Source organism: Lentzea sp. NPDC051208 (assembly GCF_040682435.1).
Taxonomy (GTDB): domain Bacteria; phylum Actinomycetota; class Actinomycetes; order Mycobacteriales; family Pseudonocardiaceae; genus Lentzea; species Lentzea kristufekii.
In genome coordinates this window covers 76,778-96,552 of sequence record NZ_JBFBAW010000027.1, presented here as the reverse complement: position 1 = coordinate 96,552, position 19,775 = coordinate 76,778, and the positions used below count along the sequence as shown (strand labels likewise).

Here is a 19,775-nt window from a genome sequence, read left to right as displayed (position 1 = left end):
ACCGCCGCGATCTGGCACAACCGCGCCACCGGCCAGCCCATCACCCGATCCCTGATCGCCTATGACCACTGATCAGTTAGGACTTACTCGTCTAGAGCGTGACGTTGCGTTTGTGCGCCATGAGCGCGAGCACGACGACGATCAGCGCGGCACCGCCGGTGAGCCCGGCGACCAGCAGCGCCCAGCCGAAGAACGAGCTGGAGTTCTCGCCCGCGTACTGCACGGTGGCCTGCAGCATCGACGCCTGACCGGGTTTCGGAGACCACGCGATCGTGTTGTTCTCCTCCTCGCGGCCGTTGGTGTTCACGATCTTGCCGGGGAAGCTGACCTTGATCTGGATGTCCGCGCGTTCCACGGGCACCTGGGTCAGGTCGACCGACCCCGAGAGCGTGACAAGATCACCCGACCGGCGGAAGTTGAGGCTGTAGCGGCTGTTGGACGAGCTGGTGGACGTCGACAGCGTCCGCATCTCGTCGAACGACAGGCCGTTGAAGAACAGCTGCGTGCCCGCGTACGCCTCCACCCGGTACGGCTTGGTGGTGACGCGGCTCGCGAGCTCCGGCGGCACCTTGAGCTGCGGACCGGGGTCGTTGTCCTGCGTCGGGGGCGTGGCCGCGACGATCTCGCCGGAGATGCGGTCGTCGTCGGACACGGCCATGGCGGCGTACACGCGAACGCAACCACTCAGCGAGAACAGGGTGAGCAGCAAGAAGACCGGCAGCAGCAGTGCCCGGGAACGACGCACCCGGACATCCTGCCAGCACGGCCCAAACGACGCAGGTTCCCTCCGAAGGTCGTGAGCTTGACTAACTACCTTTTGGTGTCGACAGGCGCGAGGTAGCGTCTCGGCGCATGGCATCCGTGCACGAGATCAGCAACAAATTCGTCCGCGACTACGTGGCGCTCGACCCCATCACGGCCACGAGCCTGGGCTTCGCGGGTTCCGACGACCAGCTGACGGACCTCTCCCCGGAAGGGCACGCGGCGCGCGACGAGGTCGCCGTCCGCGCTCTCGCCGCCGTCACCGCCGCACAGCCCGCGGATGCCTCCGAGGAAGCGGCACGCGCCGTCTTCCTGGAACGCACGGGCCTGGAACACGAGCTGTACGAGGCCGGTGAGACCGAGTCCTCGCTGAACGTCATCGCGAGCCCGATCCAGTCCGTGCGCGACATCTTCGACCAGATGCCGACCGACACCCCGGAGCAGTGGGCCACCATCGGCCGCCGCCTCTCCGCCGTGCCCGCCGCACTCGACGGTCTGCGCGCCTCTCTCTCGCACGCCGCCTCCCGCGGCCACGTCTCCGCACTGCGTCAGGTCACCCAGGTCGCCAAGCAGTGCGACACCTTCGCCTCGACGTTCTTCGGCCCGTTCGCCGCCTCCGCCGACGTCGACGGTTCCGTGCGCACCTCTCTCGACGCCGGCGCCACCGCCGCTGCCGCCGCCTACGCGGACTTCGCCTCGTTCCTCCGCACGACGCTGGCTCCTCAGGCGCCGACGAAGGACGCGGTCGGCGAGGAGCGCTACCGCCTCGGCTCGCGCTACTTCACCGGCTCGCGGCTCGACCTGGCCGAGGCCTACGCGTGGGGCTGGGAGGAGTTCCTCGGCATCGAGGCCGAGATGAAGGAGGTGGCTTCGCGGCTCAAGCCGGGCGCCACCCTGGCGGAGACCGCCGCGTTCCTCGACGAGCACCCGCGCTACCAGGTGCACGGCCAGGACGGCCTGCAGGCGTGGATGCAGGAACTGTCCGACAAGGCCCTGCTCGACCTGCGCGACGTGCACTTCGACCTGCCGGACGCGCTGATGAACCTCGAGTGCAGGATCGCCCCGCCCGGCGGTGCCGTCGGCGCCTACTACACGCAGCCGACCGCGGACTTCTCCCGCCCCGGCCGCATGTGGTGGTCGATCGCCGAGGGCAAGTCGGTGTTCCCGACGTGGCGCGAGACCTCGACGGTCTACCACGAGGGCGTGCCGGGCCATCACCTCCAGTGCGCGACGGCGGTGTACCAGTCCGAGACGCTGAACGACTTCCAGCGCCTGATGTGCTGGGTGTCGGGCCACGGCGAGGGCTGGGCGCTCTACGCGGAACGCCTCATGCGCGAACTCGGCTACCTCGACGACGACGGCGACCTGCTCGGCATGCTCGACGCCCACCTGTTCCGCGCGGCGCGCGTGATCATCGACATCGGCATGCACCTGGAACTGGAGATCCCGGCCGGCACCGGCTTCCACCCCGGCGAGCGCTGGACCCCCGAGCTCGGCCTCGAGTTCATGATGACCCGCACCCTCTCGGAGCCCGCGCACATCCGCGACGAGATCGACCGCTACCTCGGCTGGCCGGGCCAGGCGCCGGCGTACAAGATCGGCGAGCGCCTGTGGCTGGCCGCCCGCGAGGACGCGCGGATCCGCAAGGGCGCCGACTTCGACCTCAAGCGCTTCCACAAGGAAGCCCTGGAGATGGGCGCGATGGGCCTCGACACCCTTCGTGAACGGTTGGCCGCCCTCTGATGCCACCGCCCGGCGCAACGCTCTGACCAGCGCTTACGGCCCTTATGCAAAGACGTTTGCGGACTTCCGCAAACGTCTTTGCATAAGCCGATATATCAGCGGTCTGATATCGGATATCAGTGGCCGCGTGCGCTTCGCAGACGGAACATCGAGACGTCGAAGCCCGTGCCGGTGAGGCTGCTGTCGAACGGGGCGCCATCCGGTCCGGTGTAGGTCAGCTTGTGCACGTCGTCGTTGGACAAGAAGGCGCCTTCGACCACGTAGTCGCCGCCGCCCTTCTTGATCCGCTGGGACAGCTGGTGGGCCAGGTACTGCGCGAGGCTGTACCCCTTGCCCGTGCGCCCACCTCAGCCTTCAGCTCCTGGGCGACCTCCGGGTGCGCACGGTCGACCTTGATCGCCAGTTGGTAGGCGGTCATGTAGGGCCGGCCGAAGTGGTGCCCCGACTCGTTGACGATCGTGACGGTCCCGAGCGCCTCGCGAACCTTCTCCTCGACCGACAGCTTCTCCCAGATGCTCACGTGGCACGTCCTCCTGCGGCGGCTGGTCCGATGGACCGGCTGTCGCGGGATCGCCTCCGGCCGTTACGCCGGGTCGGCCCACCGGACGCGCACGCGGTTAGTGATCGGCTCCGGGTCGTCGGTCCGCACGAACTCGAGCCACGGACCCGGCTCGGGCCGCACCGAGGCGAAGCCGTCGCCGCTGCGCACCACCGGGTGCCCGGTCGCCTCGGCCGACGCCAGCGGATCACGTGAGTCGACGACGACGGCGGCGATCACGCCGGGGTACTCGGGCCGGGGTTCGAGGACGCAGAACTCGTTGCCCTGCGGATCGCGCAGCACCACCCACGGCACGTCGATCTGACCGACGTCGGCGTGCTCGGCACCGAGCTTCAACGCCCGCGCCACGATGTCCGCCTGGTGCTCGGGCGACGTCGAGGCCAGGTCGAGGTGCACCCGGTTCTTCTCGATCTTCGGGATGTCGCTCCACACGAACGTCAGCTCGATCTCGTCACCGGCGAACTCGGACCAGAACGCGGCCAGCGCGGGGGGATCCGCCGCCTCGAACGTGATTTCCACTCGTGCGAGGGTACTGTCTCGCGCGTGGCGAAGCTGGTGCTCGGACCGCTCCTGAGATATGTCGACGCGTCGTCCGCGACGGTGTGGGTCGAGACGGACGCCTCGTGCGAGGTCACGATCGCCGGTCACACCGCACGCACGTTCCAGGCGGGCAGGCAGCACTTCGCGCTCGTCCGGCTGGAGGACCTGGGGCCCCGCACCGAGTACGACGTGAGCCTGGACGGCGAGAGCGTCTGGCCCGAACCCGGCAGCGGCTTCCCGAAACCGGTCATCCGCACCGGCGAGGTCCGCCGGATCGCCTTCGGGTCGTGCCGCGCCGCCCCGAACCAGCCGGTGGGCCCCGACGCCCTCGACGCGTTCGCGCAACGGCTGATGGCCACGCCGGAATCGGAGTGGCCCCAGGCGCTGATCCTGCTGGGGGACCAGGTCTACGCCGACGAACCCACCGAGGCCACCAAGCAGTGGCTGCGGGAAAGCAGGAACGGCACGAAGGAACCCGACGGCGAGGTCGTGCACTTCGGCGAGTACGCCCGTCTCTACCACGAGACCTGGGGCGACCCGGAGATCCGCTGGCTGCTGTCGGTCGTGCCGACGTCGATGATCTTCGACGACCACGACGTGCGCGACGACTGGAACACGTCCGCGGTGTGGCGCAAGGAGATGGCGGACAAGCCGTGGTGGCGCGACAGGATCCGCGGCGCCATCTCCTCCTACTGGGTCTACCAACACCTCGGCAACCTGGGCCCGGACGAGCTCGCGCGAAACGCCTTGTACGCCAAGGTGAAGGCCCAGGACACGGACGTGCTGCCGTTGCTGGAGGAGTTCGCCGAGGAAGCGGACAAGGAGGTGGAGGGCCGCAAGTCGACGTGGTGGAGCTTCCGCCGTGAGTTCGGCCGCGCCAGGCTGCTGATGGTCGACACGCGTTCCGGCCGCATCCTCGACGAGGGCAAGCGGCAGATGGTCAGCGACGAAGAGTTCGAGTGGATCGAGCAGAACACCGAAGGCGACTTCGACCACCTGCTGATCGGCTCGTCGCTGCCGTGGCTGATGCCGCACGCGCTCAGCCACTTCCAGTCCCTCAACGAGATCGGCGCGCGCAAGCCGGGCTGGCAGGGCAAGGCGGCGGAAGGGATCAGGCAGGCGGTCGACCTGGAGCACTGGCCCGCGTTCCGCGAATCGTTCGACCGGCTCTCCCGCATGATTGAGAAGGCCGCGAACAACGGCTCCGCCACGGTGTGCGTGCTCTCCGGCGACGTTCACCACAGCTACGTCGCCGAGGCCGAGTTCCCCAGGCCCACCAAGGCCTTGGTCGCACAACTCGTGTGCTCGCCCATCCACAACGAGGCGCCGAAGTTCCTGCGTCCTGCGTTCCGGCTGTCGTGGTCCCGCGCGGCGTCGTGGGTGTTCCGCCGGCTCGCGACGCTGGCCGGTGTGCCGGAGGACCTGGTGCACTGGCGCAAGACGAGTGGCCCGCACTTCGGGAACTCCGTGGCACTGCTGGACTTCGACGGTCGCCGCGCCCGCTACCGGCTGCTGTCGGCAACGGGCGAGGAGACCGCGAGCGTGCTACTTGGTCGCGAGCCGCAGTAGCGCCCACAACTGCGCGATCGCGTCGTGGTCGCCGACCACCTCGACCATCCGGTCGGGCAACCGTCCCCACAGCCAGCGGTACATCGTCATCGGGCCCGCGGACACCTGTGCGTCGGCGACGTGGGTGTCCTCCGGGTCCACCACGCGCCACGCCGACGCGCCGTGCGGTCCGCAGCGCGTGAGCCACAGGTGGTCCTCGACCTGGATGGTGACGAGGCTGTCCCGCGACCCCCGCACCCCGAGCACGTCCAGCTTGTGCCCCAGCCACAACGTGAGCACCTCGTCGACGCCGTCGACCGCGACCTCGTCGTCGAGGGCACCGACCTCCATGCCCGCGGCACCTTGGACGTCCATGCGGTGCACCGTCGTCTCGTGCGCGAGCCGTCGCCGCCAGAACCCGTAGTTCTGCTGATCAGGCCACCACGTCGCGCACGGCTCGTCCTCGTCGTGCGCTTCGAGTTCCGCGATCACGGCCTCCGCGCCCGACCGCATGAACTCCAGCGCGTCCTCGCCGGGCTCCGGATAGTCCTGCCATTCCCCGATCTCGGGCTCGCGGCCGAGCCTGATCCACGCCAGCGCGCCGCGATAGCCGCCGCCGATGTGCCGCACGGTCTCGCCGAGGTTCAGGCCAGGGCAGGCGGGCACACCCTTGTGCGGTGGCTGGCCGATCGCGGACATGACGAGCAACTCCGCCTCACGACGCAGAACTTCCAGATGGTTCACGGCTGTGCCTCGCTCATCACGCGGTCGACGAGCGCCACGAACAGATGGGTTTGGCGCACCAGGTCGTCTGCAGTGCGCGCGTTGACATGTCTGGTGATTCCCGCAAGTACGGCGGCCCGTGTGGACGACCACGACGCGAAGAAAGCCGCCCACTCACTCATTTCCGGTGCCATCGCGGCGAGCAGCACCCACGCGCTGGTCGGCCTCGACCGTCCGCGGTGGGGCCGTCCACGCAAGGCGAGGACTGCGGCAGCAGCGCGTAACGCGGCGAGGTAAGCGGTCGCGAACCGTTCCGGGGGCTCGGGCGTGCGCTCCGACTCGGCGAGCGAGTCGTGAGCCTGCCGCAGCAGGACGAGTGCGGACGCGGGGGGCAACGGAATGGGGAAGGCTGCCGGATTCGAAAGATCGGCTGTCATCTCGGCCTCCTCGTGGCGTCGGTGAACGACGTCACCGCCGAGGGGAAGCCGGCGGCTCTCGGAGGTGGGGTGCTTCCCCCACCCCACCTCCGAGGCATGGTGAGACTCGAACACATGTTCGAGTCCCCCTCAGCGTAGCTGCCAGCTGATGGATTCCTCAACCCGGCCCACCGCGTGGGCACGAGTCGTGGTCTCATGGAGACGTGAGTGCGCTCGAACACCCCGGAATCCGCAAGGTCGCGGAAGCCCTGCCGCCCGCCACCGCCGCACGCATCGTCGTGCTGCCGGACGCCGTGCGGACCGCGGCGGCCGCGGCGGAGGCGGTAGGTGTGCAGGTAGGCGCGATCGCGAACAGCCTGGTGTTCGCCGCGGTGCGCGACGGCGAGGCGGCCCCGCTGCTGGTGCTGACGTCGGGCGCACACCGCGCGGACACGTCACTGGTCGCCGCACTCGTGGGCGCGGACGCCGTCAAGCGCGCCGACCCCGAGTTCGTCCGCGAGCACACGGGCCAGGTGATCGGCGGCGTGTCGCCGGTCGGGCACCCGGCGCCGATCGAGACCGTGGTGGACGAGTCGCTGGCCGGCTACGAGGAGATCTGGGCCGCCGCGGGCCATCCGCACGCCGTCTACCCCACGACCTTCGCGGACCTGGTGGCGCTGACGGGCGGACGCGTCGCGGCGGTGAAGGCATGACGGCCTCGCCGCGCCTGGAGCGCATCGTCGAGATCACCGCCTCGGAACTGAACGTGCGGCTGGGCGAAGCGCTCGCGCTGTACGTGACGGCGATGAACTACCCGCCCGCCACCGTCGAGCAGCGCGCCCCGATGTGGCTCGCCCACATGATGCGCGAGGACTGGCGCTGCGTCGTCGCGCTGGGGGAGCAGGACGAACTCGTAGGCATCGGCTACGGCTACCGCGGCGCGGCCGGCCAGTGGTGGCACGAGCAGGTGCGGCGTGGACTGATGCAGGTCTCGCCGCCCGCCGTCGTCGACAGCTGGCTCACCGACTACTTCGAACTCACCGAACTGCACGTGCTGCCGCGCGCGCAGGGCCGTGGCCTCGGCGAGGAACTGCTGCGCCGCCTGCTGGAGGGCGTGCGGTCCTCCTGCGTGCTGCTCTCCACGCCCGAGGGCCCGAGCAAGGCGTGGAAGCTCTACCGCCGCGTCGGCTTCGAGGACGTGCTGCGGCACTACCAGTTCACCGGCGACCCGCGCCCGTTCGCGGTCCTCGGCCGCAAGCTGCCGATCTGACCGGCAGGCGCTGAGAGCCAGTCCGGTTCCCCGTTCAGTCGATCACGTACCTCAGCCGGCAGCCGCTCTCCTCGGGCATCTCGTAGCTGAACGCGCGCACGGTCCGACCTGATCGCGGCGTGCCGCGAGGCTGTACCCGCCCTCCTCTCGGCCACGTCGAGCGCGCCGTCTTCATGCAAAAAACGTTTGCGGACGTCCGCAAAAGACTCATTGCAATGGCGCCTGGTGCGCGGCGTGGCATGGGCGCGAAGCGTATATCGCCAGGTCAACTGGCCTTGGTTGCGATCAATCGAGCCCAGCCCTAGTCTCACCAATATGCAATATATTGGATATGGGTCGTTGAAGGAGCGGGCGGCAGCCGAGATCCGGTCGGCGATCGTGCGCGGCGATCTGGAGCCGGGTACGCCCATCAAGGACGTCGAGCTGGCGGAACGGCTGGGTCTGTCCCGCACTCCGGTGCGGGAGGCGCTCGCCACGCTGACCGACGAGGGTCTCGTCGAGACCAAGCCGCACGCGTACACCCGTGTCACCGCGCTCGAAGCGGAGCCCGTGCACGACGCGCTCGTCGTCGTGCAGACGATGCACTCCCTCGCCATCGGGCTGGCGGTGCCGAAGATGACGGCCGAGGACATCGCCGTGATGCGCGCCGCGAACAAGGCCTTCAAGAAGGCGCTCGACGCCGACGACGCTGCCGCCGCGCTGGCCGCCGACGACGAGTTCCACGCCGTGGCCGTCCGCTGCTGCGGCAACTTCGCGATCGCCGCGACCATCGACCGCTTCACGCCGCTGGTGCGCAGGATCGAGCACAGCCGGTTCTCCTCGCCGAACGCACGGCATTCCGTGACGCAGCACCAGCAGATCGTCGAGGCGTGCGAGCAGGGCGACAAACTGCTGGCCACGACCCTGGTCGACCAGAACTGGAACACGCTGAAGGAGGAACTGTGAACAGATTCCCGCTTCTCTTCGGTCCGTCTCCGGTTCACCGCCTGGACCGCCTCACGGCCCACCTCGGCGGCGCCGCCGTCTGGGCGAAGCGCGAGGACTGCAACTCCGGCCTCGCCTACGGCGGCAACAAGACCCGCAAGCTCGAGTACCTCGTCGCCGACGCCCTGGCCACCGGCTGCGACACCCTCGTGTCGATCGGCGGCATCCAGTCCAACCACACCCGCCAGGTCGCGGCCGCCGCGGCCCGCGCCGGTCTCAAAGCCGTGCTGGTGCAGGAGAGCTGGGTCGAGTGGTCCGACGTCGGCAGCGACCGCGTGGGCAACATCCTGCTCAGCCGCATGATGGGAGCCGACGTCCGGCTGGTGAACGCCGAGTTCGGCATCGGCGTCAAGCCCGCCTGGGAACAGGCGATCGACGAGGTGCGCGCGAACGGCGGCAAGCCCTACCCGATCCCCGCCGGAGCCTCCGACCACCCGCTGGGCGGCATGGGGTTCGCGAACTGGGCCGACGAGGTCCGCCAGCAGGAAGCCCAGCTCGGCGTCTTCTTCGACACCATCATCGTCTGCTCCGTCACCGGCAGCACCCAGGCGGGCATGGTCGCCGGTTTCGCGAACGACACCAACCGCCGCGTGCTGGGCATCGACGCGTCCGCCAAACCCGCCGAGACCCTCGACCAGATCACCCGCATCGCGCACAACACCGCCAAGCTCCGCGAGGTCACGGTGTCCGAAGAGGACATCCTCCTCGACGACCGCTTCCACGCCGGCACCTACGGCATCGCCGACGAGTCCACACTGGAGGCCATGCGCCTCGGTGCCGGGCTGGAAGCGATGATCACCGACCCGGTCTACGAGGGGAAGTCCCTGGCAGGGCTCATCCACCTCGTGTCGTCGGGTGAGATCGACCACGACTCCACGGTCCTCTACGCCCACCTCGGCGGACAGCCGGCGCTCAACGCCTACAGCTCGCTGTTTCCCGCCTGATCACGCTCGCAGGCGCAAGCCCTTCGGCGTGGCGCGGAAACCGGCCTCCTGCAGGACCGTCGCCAGGTGCGAGGTGAGCGCGATCTCGCCATCGGCTCGCTGGACCGCCAGCTGGCCCAGCCAGCCGTCGCGGACAGCCCGGCTCAGGGCGTTCGCGGCGGTGCGCAGGGTCTGATCGTCGTCGGTGAACGACAGCAGCGACTTACCTCCTCGCTCCACGTAGAGCACCGGGGTGCCGTCGACCAGCACCGCCAGCGCGCCGGCTTTGCGCGCCGGCCTGTGCTTGCCCTCGCCCAGCGGATCCGGCCACGACAGAGCGGCTCCGTAGGGCTGGGCCGGGTCGGCCGCGGCGAGCACCACCGCGACCTCATCGGCTTGCGAGGGCTGACCGGGCGGCCGCGACAACGCCCTCAGACGGTCCACCGCGCCTCGTGCCGCGAACTGGGCGGCGCCCAGCCCTTCGACGACGTAACCGCGGATGACCTGGTTCGACTCCTCCATGGCCCGCAGCACCTTGTAGACGCCACTGAACCCACCCGTCACGCGTTCGGTGTCGAGAGCACCCCTCGTCAGCACGCCGTGACGTTCCAAGAAGGCCTCGGCGCGCGCGTGGGCTCGGCGGGTCGGGTTGTCGGCCGGGGTCACCGCGAGAGACCAGCGGCCGGCTGCGGACGGCGGGCCCGTGCGAGAAGGCATGTCGGGACGAGAACGCAGCCGGGCGTAGCGGCCCCGCGGAGCACTGCGACGAGGTTTGTGCGCCGCGCCGCCACCGGACACGAGCGCGCGCAACGGCGACAACGTGTCGTTCGTGATCAGCCCCGCCCACACCAGGTCCCACAGCGTGCCGACGACCTCGGCGTCCGTGCACGTCACGGACAGCGAGGCCCGGTCGACCACCTGGCGGAAGAACAACGCCCCGCCGGACAGCGCTTCCAGGACCGCGGTGTGCAGCGGAGACTCCGGGATCGACTCCGGCACCAGGTCGGGCAGCAGCAGGTCGGCCACGTCCGCGGGGGCGAGCGCGATCCAGCCGTCGCCACCGGCCAGTGAGCCGCAGCCCGTCCACGTCACCTCGCCGGACGCCGTCAGCTCGTCCAGCAACGCCGGGTAGTAGCCGGGCAACCGGGACGGGAGCAGCAGCGATTCGAAGGCGCTCGCGGGAAGTGGTGCACCCGCGAGCTGTTCCACCACCGAGAACACGTCGTCGACCGTCGGTGCCGAACGCAACCGCCGGCCCAGGCCGTGCCACTGCGGCAGGAACCGGCCCAGCGCGGCTGGTTCGACCGGCTCCACCTCGGACCGCAGCCGGGCGAGCGACGCCCGGCGCAGGCGCCGCAGCACGTCCGCGTCGCAGTACTCGGTGTGCGTGCCGCCGGGACGGAGCTCCCCGCGCACCAACCGGCCGGTGGCCGCCATCCGTTCCAGCACACCCGTCACCACGGCCACGCCCAGACCGAAGCGGGCAGCGGGTTCGGAGGCGGGGAACGGCCCGTGGGTGCGGGCGTATCGGTTCAGCAGGTCGCCCAGCGGATCCGCCACCGGTTCGGTGAACGCCTCCGGCACGCCGACCGGAAGCGCGACACCGAGGGCGTCGCGGACCTTGCCCGCGTCCTCGATCGAGATGCTGCGTTCCTCGCCGGCGATCCGGACGCGGATCACCCGGCGCTCGGCCACCAGTTCGTCCAGCCACTCGCGGGGCACTCCGCGTTCGAGCGCCTCCGCGTCCGAGAGGTCTCCGAGGAACCGCAACAGGTCCGCGGCATCTTCGGCGTGCCGCGGCCGCCGGTCCTCGGAGAGCCGCTGCAGGCTGCGTTCGACCTCCGCCACGATCTCCGGGTCGAGCAGCTCGCGGATCGCCTCCGAGCCGAGCAGCTCCGCGAGCAGCGTCGAGTCGAGCGACAACGCCGCCGCCCGCCGTTCCGCCAGCGGAGCGTCCAGCTCGTAGAGGAACATGCCCACGTACCCGAACAGCAGGCTGCGGGCGAACGGAGACGGCGACGGGGTCTCCACCTCGACCACGCGCACCTTGCGCGCGCGGACGTCCGACATCAGTTCCTTCAGGCCCGGCACGTCGTACACGTCCTGCAGGCACTCGCGCATCGCCTCCAGGACCACCGGGAAGCTCTCGTACTTCGAGGCGACCGACAGCAGCTGTGCCGACCGCTGCCGCTGCTGCCACAACGGGGTGCGGCGCTTGGGATCGCGGCGGGGGAGCAGCAGCGAACGGGACGCGCACTCGCGGAACCGGGCCGCGAACAACGCCGAGCCGCCCACCTCCGCGACCACGATCTGCTCGACCTCGTCGGGGTCGAGCAGCACGTCCTCCGCGCCCGCCGTCACCTCGACGCCCTCGTAGTCCAGGGCGTCGGGCAAGCGCAGCACGATGCCGTCGTCGGAGTGCGCCGCCTGCACCTCGACACCGCGCTTCTCCCGCAGGCGGGCCGCGATCGCGAGAGCCCACGGCGCGTTGACCTGAGCACCGAACGGGGAGTGCACGACGAGCCGCCAGTCGCCCAGTTCGTCGCGAAACCGTTCCACCAGGACGGTCCTGTCGTTCGGCACGTGCCGCGTCGCCTCGCGCTGCTCGCCCAGGTACGCCAGCAGGTTGTCCGTCGCCCACTCGTCCAGACCGGCGGACGTGGCGCGTTCGCGCGCCGCCGAATCCTCCATCGTGGACACTTCGCGCAGGAACTTGCCCATCGCACGGCCGAGTTCGAGCGGACGCCCGGGAGCGTCGCCCTTCCAGAACGGCATCCGCGCGGGCTGACCCGGCGCGGGCACCACGATCACCCGGTCGTGGGTGATGTCCTCGACCCGCCACGACGACGTGCCCAGCAGGAACGTGTCGCCGACCCGCGACTCGTAGACCATCTCCTCGTCGAGCTCGCCGACGCGCGAGCCGGGCCCGTTCTCCGAGGCCGGCGTCATGACCGCGAACAGCCCCCGGTCGGGGATCGTGCCGCCGGAGGTGACCGCCAGCCGTTGCGAACCGGGCCGGCCGCGCAGCTCGGAGTTCACCCGGTCCCAGGTGATCCGCGGCCGCAGCTCGCCGAACTCCTCGGACGGATACCGGCCGGACAGCATGTCCAGCACCGCGTTCAGCGCCGACTCCGGCAGCCCGGCGAACGGAGCCGCCCGCCGCACCAGCGCCGTCAGCTCCTCGACCGTCCACGTCTCCATCGCCACCATCGCGACGATGTGCTGCGCCAGCACGTCGAGCGGGTTGCGCGGGAACCGCACGGCCTCGATCGCGCCGTCCCGCATCCGTTCCGCCACCACCGCGCACGACACCAGGTCGCCGCGGAACTTCGGGAACATCACGCCCCGCGACACCGCGCCCACCTGGTGCCCGGCCCGGCCGACGCGCTGCAGCCCGGACGCGACCGACGGCGGCGCCTCCACCTGCACCACCAGGTCGACCGCGCCCATGTCGATGCCGAGCTCCAGCGACGACGTCGCCACGACGCAGGGCAGCCGGCCCGACTTCAGATCTTCTTCCACGGCCGTGCGCTGTTCCCGCGACATCGAGCCGTGGTGCGCGCGAGCGACGGACGCGGTCTTCTGCACCGTCATCCCGGACTGGCCGATCGCCTCGGCCGGGAACGACTCCAGCTCCGCCGCCTCTTCGGCGAGCTCGTTCAACCGCGCGGTCAGCCGTTCCGCGAGCCGCCGCGAGTTCGCGAAGACGATCGTCGACCGGTGCGCCCGCACCAGCTCCAGGATCCGTCCCTCGACCGACGGCCAGATGGAGGTGCGCTGCTCGGCTCCGGCGGCCGAGCCCGACACCTCACCCGTCGGCTGGCCGAGCAGCGACATGTCCTCGACCGGCACCTCCACCTCGACCTGGATGACCTTGGGCGTCTTCGGCTGCACCACGGACACCGGCCGCCCGCCGGACAGGAACGTGCTGATCTCCTCGACCGGCCGCACCGTCGCCGACAACCCGATCCGCTGCGCCGGCCGGTCGAGCAGCGCGTCCAGCCTTTCGAGTGACAACGCGAGGTGGGCGCCGCGCTTGGTGCCCGCCACCGCGTGCACCTCGTCGATGATCACCGTCTCCACGCCGCGCAACGACTCGCGTGCCGACGACGTCAGCAGCAGGAACAACGACTCCGGCGTCGTCACCAGCACGTCCGGGGGCGTGCGCCCGAAGGCCCTGCGTTCCTCCGGCGACGTGTCACCCGTGCGCATGCCCACGGTGATCGACGGCTCGGTCAGGTCCAGCCGGTGCGCCGCCTGCCTGATGCCGGCCAGAGGAGCGCGCAGATTTCGTTCGACGTCCACCGCCAGCGCTTTCAACGGTGAGACGTAAAGCACCCGGCAGCGCCGTTTCGGCTCCGACGGCGTGGAAGAAGAAGCCAGCCTGTCCAGCGCCCACAGGAACGCGGCCAGCGTCTTGCCCGAGCCCGTCGGGGCTATGACCAGCGCGTGCTCGCCCGCCGCCGCGGCCGCCCACGCACCCGTCTGCGCCTGGGTTGGCGCGGCGAAGGCCCCGGCGAACCACTGCCTGGTCGCCGGTGAGAATGCCTCCATCACGTCCATGGCGACCATCATGACGCCGGGGTCCGACAATTTCTGATTACGCAGGTCCGAGCACTCGGCAAAGGCCGCTGTGGCACGATCACCACGTACGTCCTGCGAGGGGAGCACGGTGCGCGTCCTGTCCGTCGACCTGGGCACCGCCAACACGGTTGCGGTGCTGTCCGACCACGGTGTGGTGGATGTGGACGGTGGGCCCACGATGCCCTCGTCCGTCTACCTCGACGAGGACGGTTCCCTGCGCGTCGGCCGGGAAGCGGAACGGCGTTCGCGCCAGGACCCGTCGCGTTACGAGCCGAACCCCAAGCGCCACATCGACAAGGCGACGATCAAGCTCGGTGAGCAGAACCTGCCGACCAACGACGCGCTCGCGGCCATCTACGCGCGTGTCATGGAGGCCGTGACGGCGCTGCTGAAGGGCGAGCACCTCGACGAGATCCGCCTGACGCACCCGGCCGAGTGGGGCCCGACCAGGCGCAACAGGCTGCTGTCCTCGGCCAGGCTCGCGGGCATGACCGGCGAGCTCGTGCCCGTTCCCGAGGCCATCGCGGTGGCCTCGCTCGGCGGTGGCCGCCCGCTCGCCGTCTACGACTTCGGCGCCGACACGTTCGACGTCTCCGTGCTCGACTCCCAGCACCGCATCCTGGCGGACGGCAGCCTCAGCGACGTCGGCGGTCTCGACGTCGACCAGGCGCTGATGGAGCACATCGGCCGCACGGTCTCGCACAAGGACCCGGCCGGCTGGCAGCGGCTGATGCGCCCGGTCACCGTCGACGACCACCGCGCCTGCCTCGGCCTGCGCGAGGAACTGAGGCTCGCGAAGGAGGACCTCTCCGAGCTGCCCCAGGTCGAGGTCCTGATGCCGGAGCCGTTCGAGAAGGTCGTCATCACGCGCGCGGAACTGGAGGCGCTGATCAGGCCGAGCCTGATCCGCAGCACCGAGGTGCTCATCTCCACGGTCCGCAGCGCCGGCGTCACGCCCGAGCACGTCTACCTCGTCGGCGGCTCCTGCCGTATGCCGCTGGTCGCGCAGATCATCGCGGAGAAGGTCGGCATCGTCCCGACCAACCCCGACCACCCGGAGACGATCGTCGCGTCCGGCGCGCAGGTCGTGGACCGGGCGATGATCACGCTCAAGGCCGAGGACGACAAGCCCAAGTTCGTCGAGCCGCCCACGGTCGTCACCGCGCCGGTCAGCCCCGCCGTGACCGGCCCGCACCCGGTGAACCCGAACGTCAGCGGTCCGAACCCCGTGGTCAGCGGCTCGTATCCGAGTGGCTCGTACCCGAGCGGTTCCTACCCCAGTGGCTCGTACCCGAGCGGCGCGTACTCGGCGAGCGGCACCTATCAGGTGAACCCGAACGCCAGCGGCAGCTACCCGATGAACTTCCCGCAGCAGCAGGCGCCGAAGAAGGACAACAAGAGGGTCCTCATCGGTGCCGGCGCCGCCGTGCTCGTGGTGGCGGGCGTGATCGGCGCGGTCTTCGCGTTGTCCGGCCCGAGCCTGCCCAGCGCCGACGAGTGCAAGGACGACACCTCGCAGGACGGCCAGGGATTCACGAAGTGCCTGCGCCAGCTCGCGGGCACCGTGCCGGACGGTGGCGGCTGCGAGAAGGCCGACTCCGCGCAGATCACCGGCATGGAGGAGATCAAGGGCACGGTCGTGAGCTGCACGATCCGCGACGGCTACGAGGTCCAGTACATCCTCACCGACAGCGTCACCGGCGCGGAGAACAACGCGGACTCCATCGCGAAGTCGTTCCAGACCGACCGCGTCGAGGCCGACTGGACCGGCAACGGCCTGGAGGGCGACTACAGCACGGCCACGTCGAGCGGCACCGGCGTGCTGGTGTTCACCGCCAAGGGCCGCCCGATGTTCGGCATCCTCACCAAGACCGCCGAGGAGAACGCGGACGAGCTCAAGGCGGACGAGATGGCCGACTTCTTCGAGAAGTCCGTGCAACCGGGGGAGTAACCGCCCCTGATGGACCTGTCGGCGAGAGGTCCGGCCGTGCCACGATCGTGATCATGGTGACCGTCGCGCCGCAGGTCGAACGCGTGCAGCGCAAGGTCGTCCGCGTGCTGACCGGCACCCAGATCCTGGGGTCGGCGGCGGTGACGATCGGCCTCGCGTTCAGCACGCTGATCGCCGCAACGCTGTCCGGGTCCGAGGCCGTGGGCGGACTCGCGCAGACCGCGGCCGTCGCGGGTGCCGCGCTGCTCGCACTGCCGGGGGCCCGGCTCGCACAACGCGGCGGGCGTCGTCCCGCGCTCGTCCTCGGCTACGGCACGGGCGGGCTCGGCGCGGTGATCGCCGCGGCCGCCGTGGGCCTCGGGTCGTGGCAGCTGTTGCTGGTAGGTCTCCTCCTGTTCGGAGGGGCGTCCAGCGCGAACTACGCGGCCCGTTACGCCGCAACGGATCTGGCGCATCCGCATCGCCGTGCGCGTGAACTCTCCCGTGTGGTGTGGGCGGCCATGATCGGCGCGATCATCGGCCCGAACCTGGCCGATCCCGCCGGACGGGCGGCCGTCGCGCTGGGTCTCCCGGCGGGCGTCGGGCCGTTCCTGCTGGCGGCCGCGGTGCTCGTGGCCGCGGTGCTGGTGATCCAGTTCGGGCTGCGGCCGGACCCGCTGGTCGTCGTGAAGAGCACCCGACCGGTTGAACCCGCGGACTGCTGCGCCGGAGGCTCCAGCGGCGAGAGCCCCCGCGGTCTGAAGATCTGGGCGACGCTCGGGCCGATGGCACGACTTGCACTCGTTGGTGTGATGTTGTGCCACACGGCGATGGTCGGGCTGATGTCGATGACACCGGTGCACATGAACCACGCCGGGTCGTCGTTGCGCGTGGTCGGCGTCGTGATCAGCCTGCACGTCGCCGCGATGTACGCCGCGAGCCCGCTGTTCGGGTGGATGGCGGACCGGCTGGGCCGCGTGCCGGTGCTCGCGATCGGCGCGTCGCTGGTGGTGGCGGCGTCCGGGGTCGCGGGAACGGCGCCTTCGCACGACGCCCCGCAACTCGCCGTGGGACTGGCGCTGCTCGGCTTCGGCTGGTCGGCCGGGCTGGTGGCGGGATCCGCGTTGCTGACGGAGTCCGTGCGGGTCGAGGACCGGCCCGCCGCGCAGGGGCTGTCCGACCTGATGATGAACGTCGGCGGTGCCATCGGCGGAGCGGTGGCCGGGATCGTCGTGACGGCGTGGTCGTACGCGGCGCTCGGGCTGATCGTCGGGTTCACCGCGCTGCCGCTGCTGGTCGTGTGCCTCCTCGCATCGCTGCGCAGGCCCGTTCGTTAGGGTCTTGCGGTGCGCATCACCATGTTCCGCAAACTCATGGCAGGGGAGTTCGGCCAGGTCAGGGCCGAGATGATCGCCCATGACCACGTGCTGTCGTCGCTCGGGGGCCGTACCGCCGACGAGGCGCTGGAGGCCGGAACCGAGGCCAAAGAAGTCTGGATCGCGGTCTGCGAAGCGTTCGACGTTCCGGAGAATCGCCGCTGAGCGGGCGCCGGGAGTGTCGCGTGTGCTCGAACACGTGTTCGGCTACAGTGGCTGCGACCCCCGGCTTCGCAGAATTGTCAGACCCCGCCAGTAGCGTCAGGTCCAACATGACGAAGCAACGGCAGACGACAAAAGGTGGACCCAAGATGGCACCCGCAGCACCCGACCGGGACAAAGCGCTCGAGCTGGCCCTGGCGCAGATCGACAAGCAGTTCGGCAAGGGCTCCGTGATGCGCCTCGGCGAAGAGGGCCGTGCCCCGATCGCCGTGATCCCGACCGGCGCGATCGCCCTGGACGTGGCGCTCGGCATCGGTGGCCTGCCGCGTGGCCGGGTCGTCGAGATCTACGGTCCGGAGTCGTCGGGTAAGACGACCGTGGCGTTGCACGCCGTCGCGAACGCGCAGAGGGCCGGCGGCATCGCGGCGTTCATCGACGCGGAGCACGCGCTCGACCCCGAGTACGCGAAGAAGCTGGGCGTCGACACCGACGCGCTGCTGGTGTCCCAGCCCGACACCGGTGAGCAGGCGCTCGAGATCGCGGACATGCTGGTCCGCTCCGGCGCGCTCGACATCCTGGTCATCGACTCGGTCGCCGCCCTCGTGCCGCGCGCCGAGATCGAGGGCGAGATGGGCGACAACCACGTCGGTCTGCAGGCCCGCCTCATGAGCCAGGCGCTGCGCAAGATCACCGGTGCGCTCAGCACGTCCAACACGACCGCGATCTTCATCAACCAGCTGCGCGAGAAGATCGGCGTGATGTTCGGCTCCCCGGAGACCACGACCGGTGGTAAGGCGCTGAAGTTCTACGCCTCCGTGCGTCTGGACGTGCGCCGCATCGAGACCCTGAAGGACGGCGGCGAGCCCGTCGGCAACCGCACCAGGGTCAAGGTCGTGAAGAACAAGGTCGCGCCGCCGTTCAAGCAGGCCGAGTTCGACATCCTCTACGGCAAGGGCATCAGCCGCGAGGGCTCGCTCATCGACATGGGTGTCGACCAGGGCATCCTGCGCAAGTCCGGTGCCTGGTACACCTACGAGGGCGACCAGCTGGGCCAGGGCAAGGAGAACGCCCGCAAGTTCCTGCTGGACAACCCGGACATCGCGAACGAGGTCGAGAAGCGCATCAAGGACAAGCTCGGCATCGGCGCCACCCTCGACGCAGACGAGACGGTTCCCGCCGCTCCGGTCGAGTTCTAAGAGGATGAGGTTTGGACGACGCTGAGGAGCAGCGCAAAGCGCGGGACATCTGCTACGCGCTGCTCACCGCTCGAGCCCGCTCCCGGCAGGAGCTGTACGACGCCTTGCTGCGCAAGGGGATCAGCGCCGGCGCCGCCGAGGTCGTCCTCGGCAAGTTCGACCGCGCCGGCCTGATCAACGACGCGGAGTTCGCCGAGATGTGGGTGCGTTCCCGGCACACGTACAACGGCCTGGGCCGCCGCGCCCTGGCCATGGAACTGCGTCGCAAGGGTGTGGCGGACGAGGTGGTGGCCGAGGCCGTCGCCGTGGTCGACAGCGAGGCCGAGGAAGAGCGTGCCCGCGAACTCGTTCGCAAACGCCTGCGCACCCTGTCCGGCGTGGACGAGACGACGAAGATTCGCCGCCTGGTGGGTGCGTTGGCGCGCAAGGGTTATGCCGAAGGCCTCGCCTATCGCGTGGTGCGCGACGAGCTGCGCGACGCGGGGGCTGAGGCTTCGGCGCTGGACGAGCCCTGGTCGTAGGCCAGGGCAGGTCCCGTTCGACGTGCCGTAACCGATCACGCCGCTGGAGCGGTTTGCTCCGAGTAGCCTGAAAAGCGTGAGCACTACTCCCGACGCGCCGTCCGCCGTGACTCCCACGGTCTCGGACCTGCTCTGCTTCGACCTCTACACGACGTCGCGAGCGGTCACCGGCTTCTACCGCCCGATCCTCGACAAGGCGGGCATCACCTACCCGCAGTTCCTGGTGATGCTGCTGTTGTGGGAGAAGGACTCGAGGCCGATCCGGGAGCTCGTGCAGGAGCTCGACCTGGAGTACAGCACGCTATCGCCGTTGATCAAGCGGCTCGAGAAGAGCGGTCTGCTGGTGCGCGTCACGCACCCCGACGACGAGCGTTCCGTGCTCGTCCAGCTCACGGACAAGGGCCGTGACCTGCGGTGGATCGGTGCCGAGATGTTCAACCAGCTCGGTAAGGCGCTCGGCATGACCCTTGAGGAGATCACCGTCCTGCGCAAGGCGCTGAACCGGGTGAAGCACGGCGCCGAGCGCTAGTGAGCTGAA

At 69.9% G+C, this 19,775-nt stretch carries 18 protein-coding genes; 12 read left to right on the top strand and 6 right to left on the bottom strand.

Features of this window, described 5'->3' with window-relative positions:
• Nucleotides 1-91 precede the first annotated feature (91 nt).
• Nucleotides 92-745: a DUF3153 domain-containing protein gene (locus AB0M48_RS41190; RefSeq protein ID WP_363853379.1), complete on the bottom strand. Its 654-nt coding sequence runs from the start codon at nt 743-745 to the stop codon at nt 92-94.
• Nucleotides 746-852: 107 nt separating this feature from the next.
• Between AB0M48_RS41190 and AB0M48_RS41185 the strand changes: the two genes are divergently transcribed.
• A complete protein-coding gene (locus AB0M48_RS41185) occupies nt 853-2,505 on the top strand; it encodes a DUF885 domain-containing protein (protein ID WP_363853376.1) in 1,653 nt (550 codons plus the stop codon).
• A 214-nt stretch (nt 2,506-2,719) separates the two neighbouring features.
• Here AB0M48_RS41185 and AB0M48_RS41180 read toward each other — a convergent pair whose 3' ends face one another.
• Complete coding sequence (locus tag AB0M48_RS41180; protein WP_363853374.1) at nt 2,720-3,025, bottom strand: hypothetical protein; 306 nt, start codon at nt 3,023-3,025, stop codon at nt 2,720-2,722.
• Nucleotides 3,026-3,088: 63 nt separating this feature from the next.
• Nucleotides 3,089-3,583: a VOC family protein gene (locus AB0M48_RS41175; protein ID WP_363853371.1), complete on the bottom strand. Its 495-nt coding sequence runs from the start codon at nt 3,581-3,583 to the stop codon at nt 3,089-3,091.
• Nucleotides 3,584-3,607: 24 nt separating this feature from the next.
• On the opposite strand from AB0M48_RS41175, the gene AB0M48_RS41170 reads away from it, so the two are divergent.
• Nucleotides 3,608-5,173: an alkaline phosphatase D family protein gene (locus AB0M48_RS41170; protein WP_363853368.1), complete on the top strand. Its 1,566-nt coding sequence runs from the start codon at nt 3,608-3,610 to the stop codon at nt 5,171-5,173.
• On the opposite strand, the gene AB0M48_RS41165 is transcribed toward AB0M48_RS41170, so the two are convergent.
• Together AB0M48_RS41165 and AB0M48_RS41160 are read right to left on the bottom strand one after the other, a co-directional pair.
• A complete protein-coding gene (locus tag AB0M48_RS41165) occupies nt 5,150-5,896 on the bottom strand; it encodes a maleylpyruvate isomerase N-terminal domain-containing protein (RefSeq protein ID WP_363853365.1) in 747 nt (248 codons plus the stop codon). The two genes, AB0M48_RS41170 and AB0M48_RS41165, sit on opposite strands and share 24 nt — an antisense overlap.
• Nucleotides 5,893-6,312 carry an SAV_6107 family HEPN domain-containing protein gene (locus AB0M48_RS41160; RefSeq protein ID WP_319984280.1) on the bottom strand — a complete coding sequence of 140 codons (420 nt, stop codon included), beginning with the start codon at nt 6,310-6,312 and terminating at the stop codon, nt 5,893-5,895. The genes AB0M48_RS41165 and AB0M48_RS41160 overlap by 4 nt, the downstream gene beginning before the upstream one ends.
• A gap of 203 nt (nt 6,313-6,515) precedes the next feature.
• Between AB0M48_RS41160 and AB0M48_RS41155 the strand changes: the two genes are divergently transcribed.
• The 4 genes from AB0M48_RS41155 (at nt 6,516) to AB0M48_RS41140 (ending at nt 9,489) form a co-directional block, all read left to right on the top strand.
• On the top strand, nt 6,516-7,004 hold the full coding sequence (locus AB0M48_RS41155) for a YbaK/EbsC family protein (protein ID WP_363853362.1): 489 nt from the start codon (nt 6,516-6,518) through the stop codon (nt 7,002-7,004).
• Nucleotides 7,001-7,561 carry a GNAT family N-acetyltransferase gene (locus tag AB0M48_RS41150; RefSeq protein ID WP_363853359.1) on the top strand — a complete coding sequence of 187 codons (561 nt, stop codon included), beginning with the start codon at nt 7,001-7,003 and terminating at the stop codon, nt 7,559-7,561. The genes AB0M48_RS41155 and AB0M48_RS41150 overlap by 4 nt, the downstream gene beginning before the upstream one ends.
• Before the next feature lie 315 nt (nt 7,562-7,876).
• Nucleotides 7,877-8,506, top strand: a complete 630-nt coding sequence (locus AB0M48_RS41145; protein WP_363853356.1) for a GntR family transcriptional regulator — start codon at nt 7,877-7,879, stop codon at nt 8,504-8,506.
• Entirely contained in the window at nt 8,503-9,489 is a 987-nt protein-coding gene (locus AB0M48_RS41140) for a 1-aminocyclopropane-1-carboxylate deaminase (RefSeq protein ID WP_363853354.1), read from the top strand. Before AB0M48_RS41145 ends, AB0M48_RS41140 begins: the two co-directional genes overlap by 4 nt.
• Here AB0M48_RS41140 and AB0M48_RS41135 read toward each other — a convergent pair whose 3' ends face one another.
• On the bottom strand, nt 9,490-14,031 hold the full coding sequence (locus AB0M48_RS41135) for an ATP-dependent helicase (RefSeq protein WP_363853351.1): 4,542 nt from the start codon (nt 14,029-14,031) through the stop codon (nt 9,490-9,492).
• Nucleotides 14,032-14,140: 109 nt separating this feature from the next.
• Between AB0M48_RS41135 and AB0M48_RS41130 the strand changes: the two genes are divergently transcribed.
• The 6 genes from AB0M48_RS41130 to AB0M48_RS41105 all read left to right on the top strand — a co-directional run bounded on the left by AB0M48_RS41130 (nt 14,141) and on the right by AB0M48_RS41105 (nt 19,766).
• Complete coding sequence (locus AB0M48_RS41130) at nt 14,141-16,003, top strand: Hsp70 family protein (RefSeq protein WP_363853348.1); 1,863 nt, start codon at nt 14,141-14,143, stop codon at nt 16,001-16,003.
• 53 nt (nt 16,004-16,056) lie between these two features.
• Nucleotides 16,057-17,319 carry an MFS transporter gene (locus AB0M48_RS41125; RefSeq protein ID WP_363853346.1) on the top strand — a complete coding sequence of 421 codons (1,263 nt, stop codon included), beginning with the start codon at nt 16,057-16,059 and terminating at the stop codon, nt 17,317-17,319.
• A gap of 9 nt (nt 17,320-17,328) precedes the next feature.
• Nucleotides 17,329-17,523, top strand: coding sequence for a DUF3046 domain-containing protein (locus AB0M48_RS41120; RefSeq protein ID WP_363853343.1), 195 nt, complete (start codon nt 17,329-17,331; stop codon nt 17,521-17,523).
• A 146-nt stretch (nt 17,524-17,669) separates the two neighbouring features.
• The gene (gene recA / locus AB0M48_RS41115) at nt 17,670-18,716 is read left to right on the top strand and encodes a recombinase RecA (RefSeq protein ID WP_363853339.1); all 1,047 of its coding nucleotides are present in this window, start codon (nt 17,670-17,672) and stop codon (nt 18,714-18,716) included.
• Between the two features lie 11 nt (nt 18,717-18,727).
• Complete coding sequence (locus AB0M48_RS41110) at nt 18,728-19,237, top strand: regulatory protein RecX (protein WP_363853336.1); 510 nt, start codon at nt 18,728-18,730, stop codon at nt 19,235-19,237.
• 76 nt (nt 19,238-19,313) lie between these two features.
• Entirely contained in the window at nt 19,314-19,766 is a 453-nt protein-coding gene (locus tag AB0M48_RS41105; RefSeq protein ID WP_363853333.1) for a MarR family transcriptional regulator, read from the top strand.
• Nucleotides 19,767-19,775 lie beyond the last annotated feature (9 nt).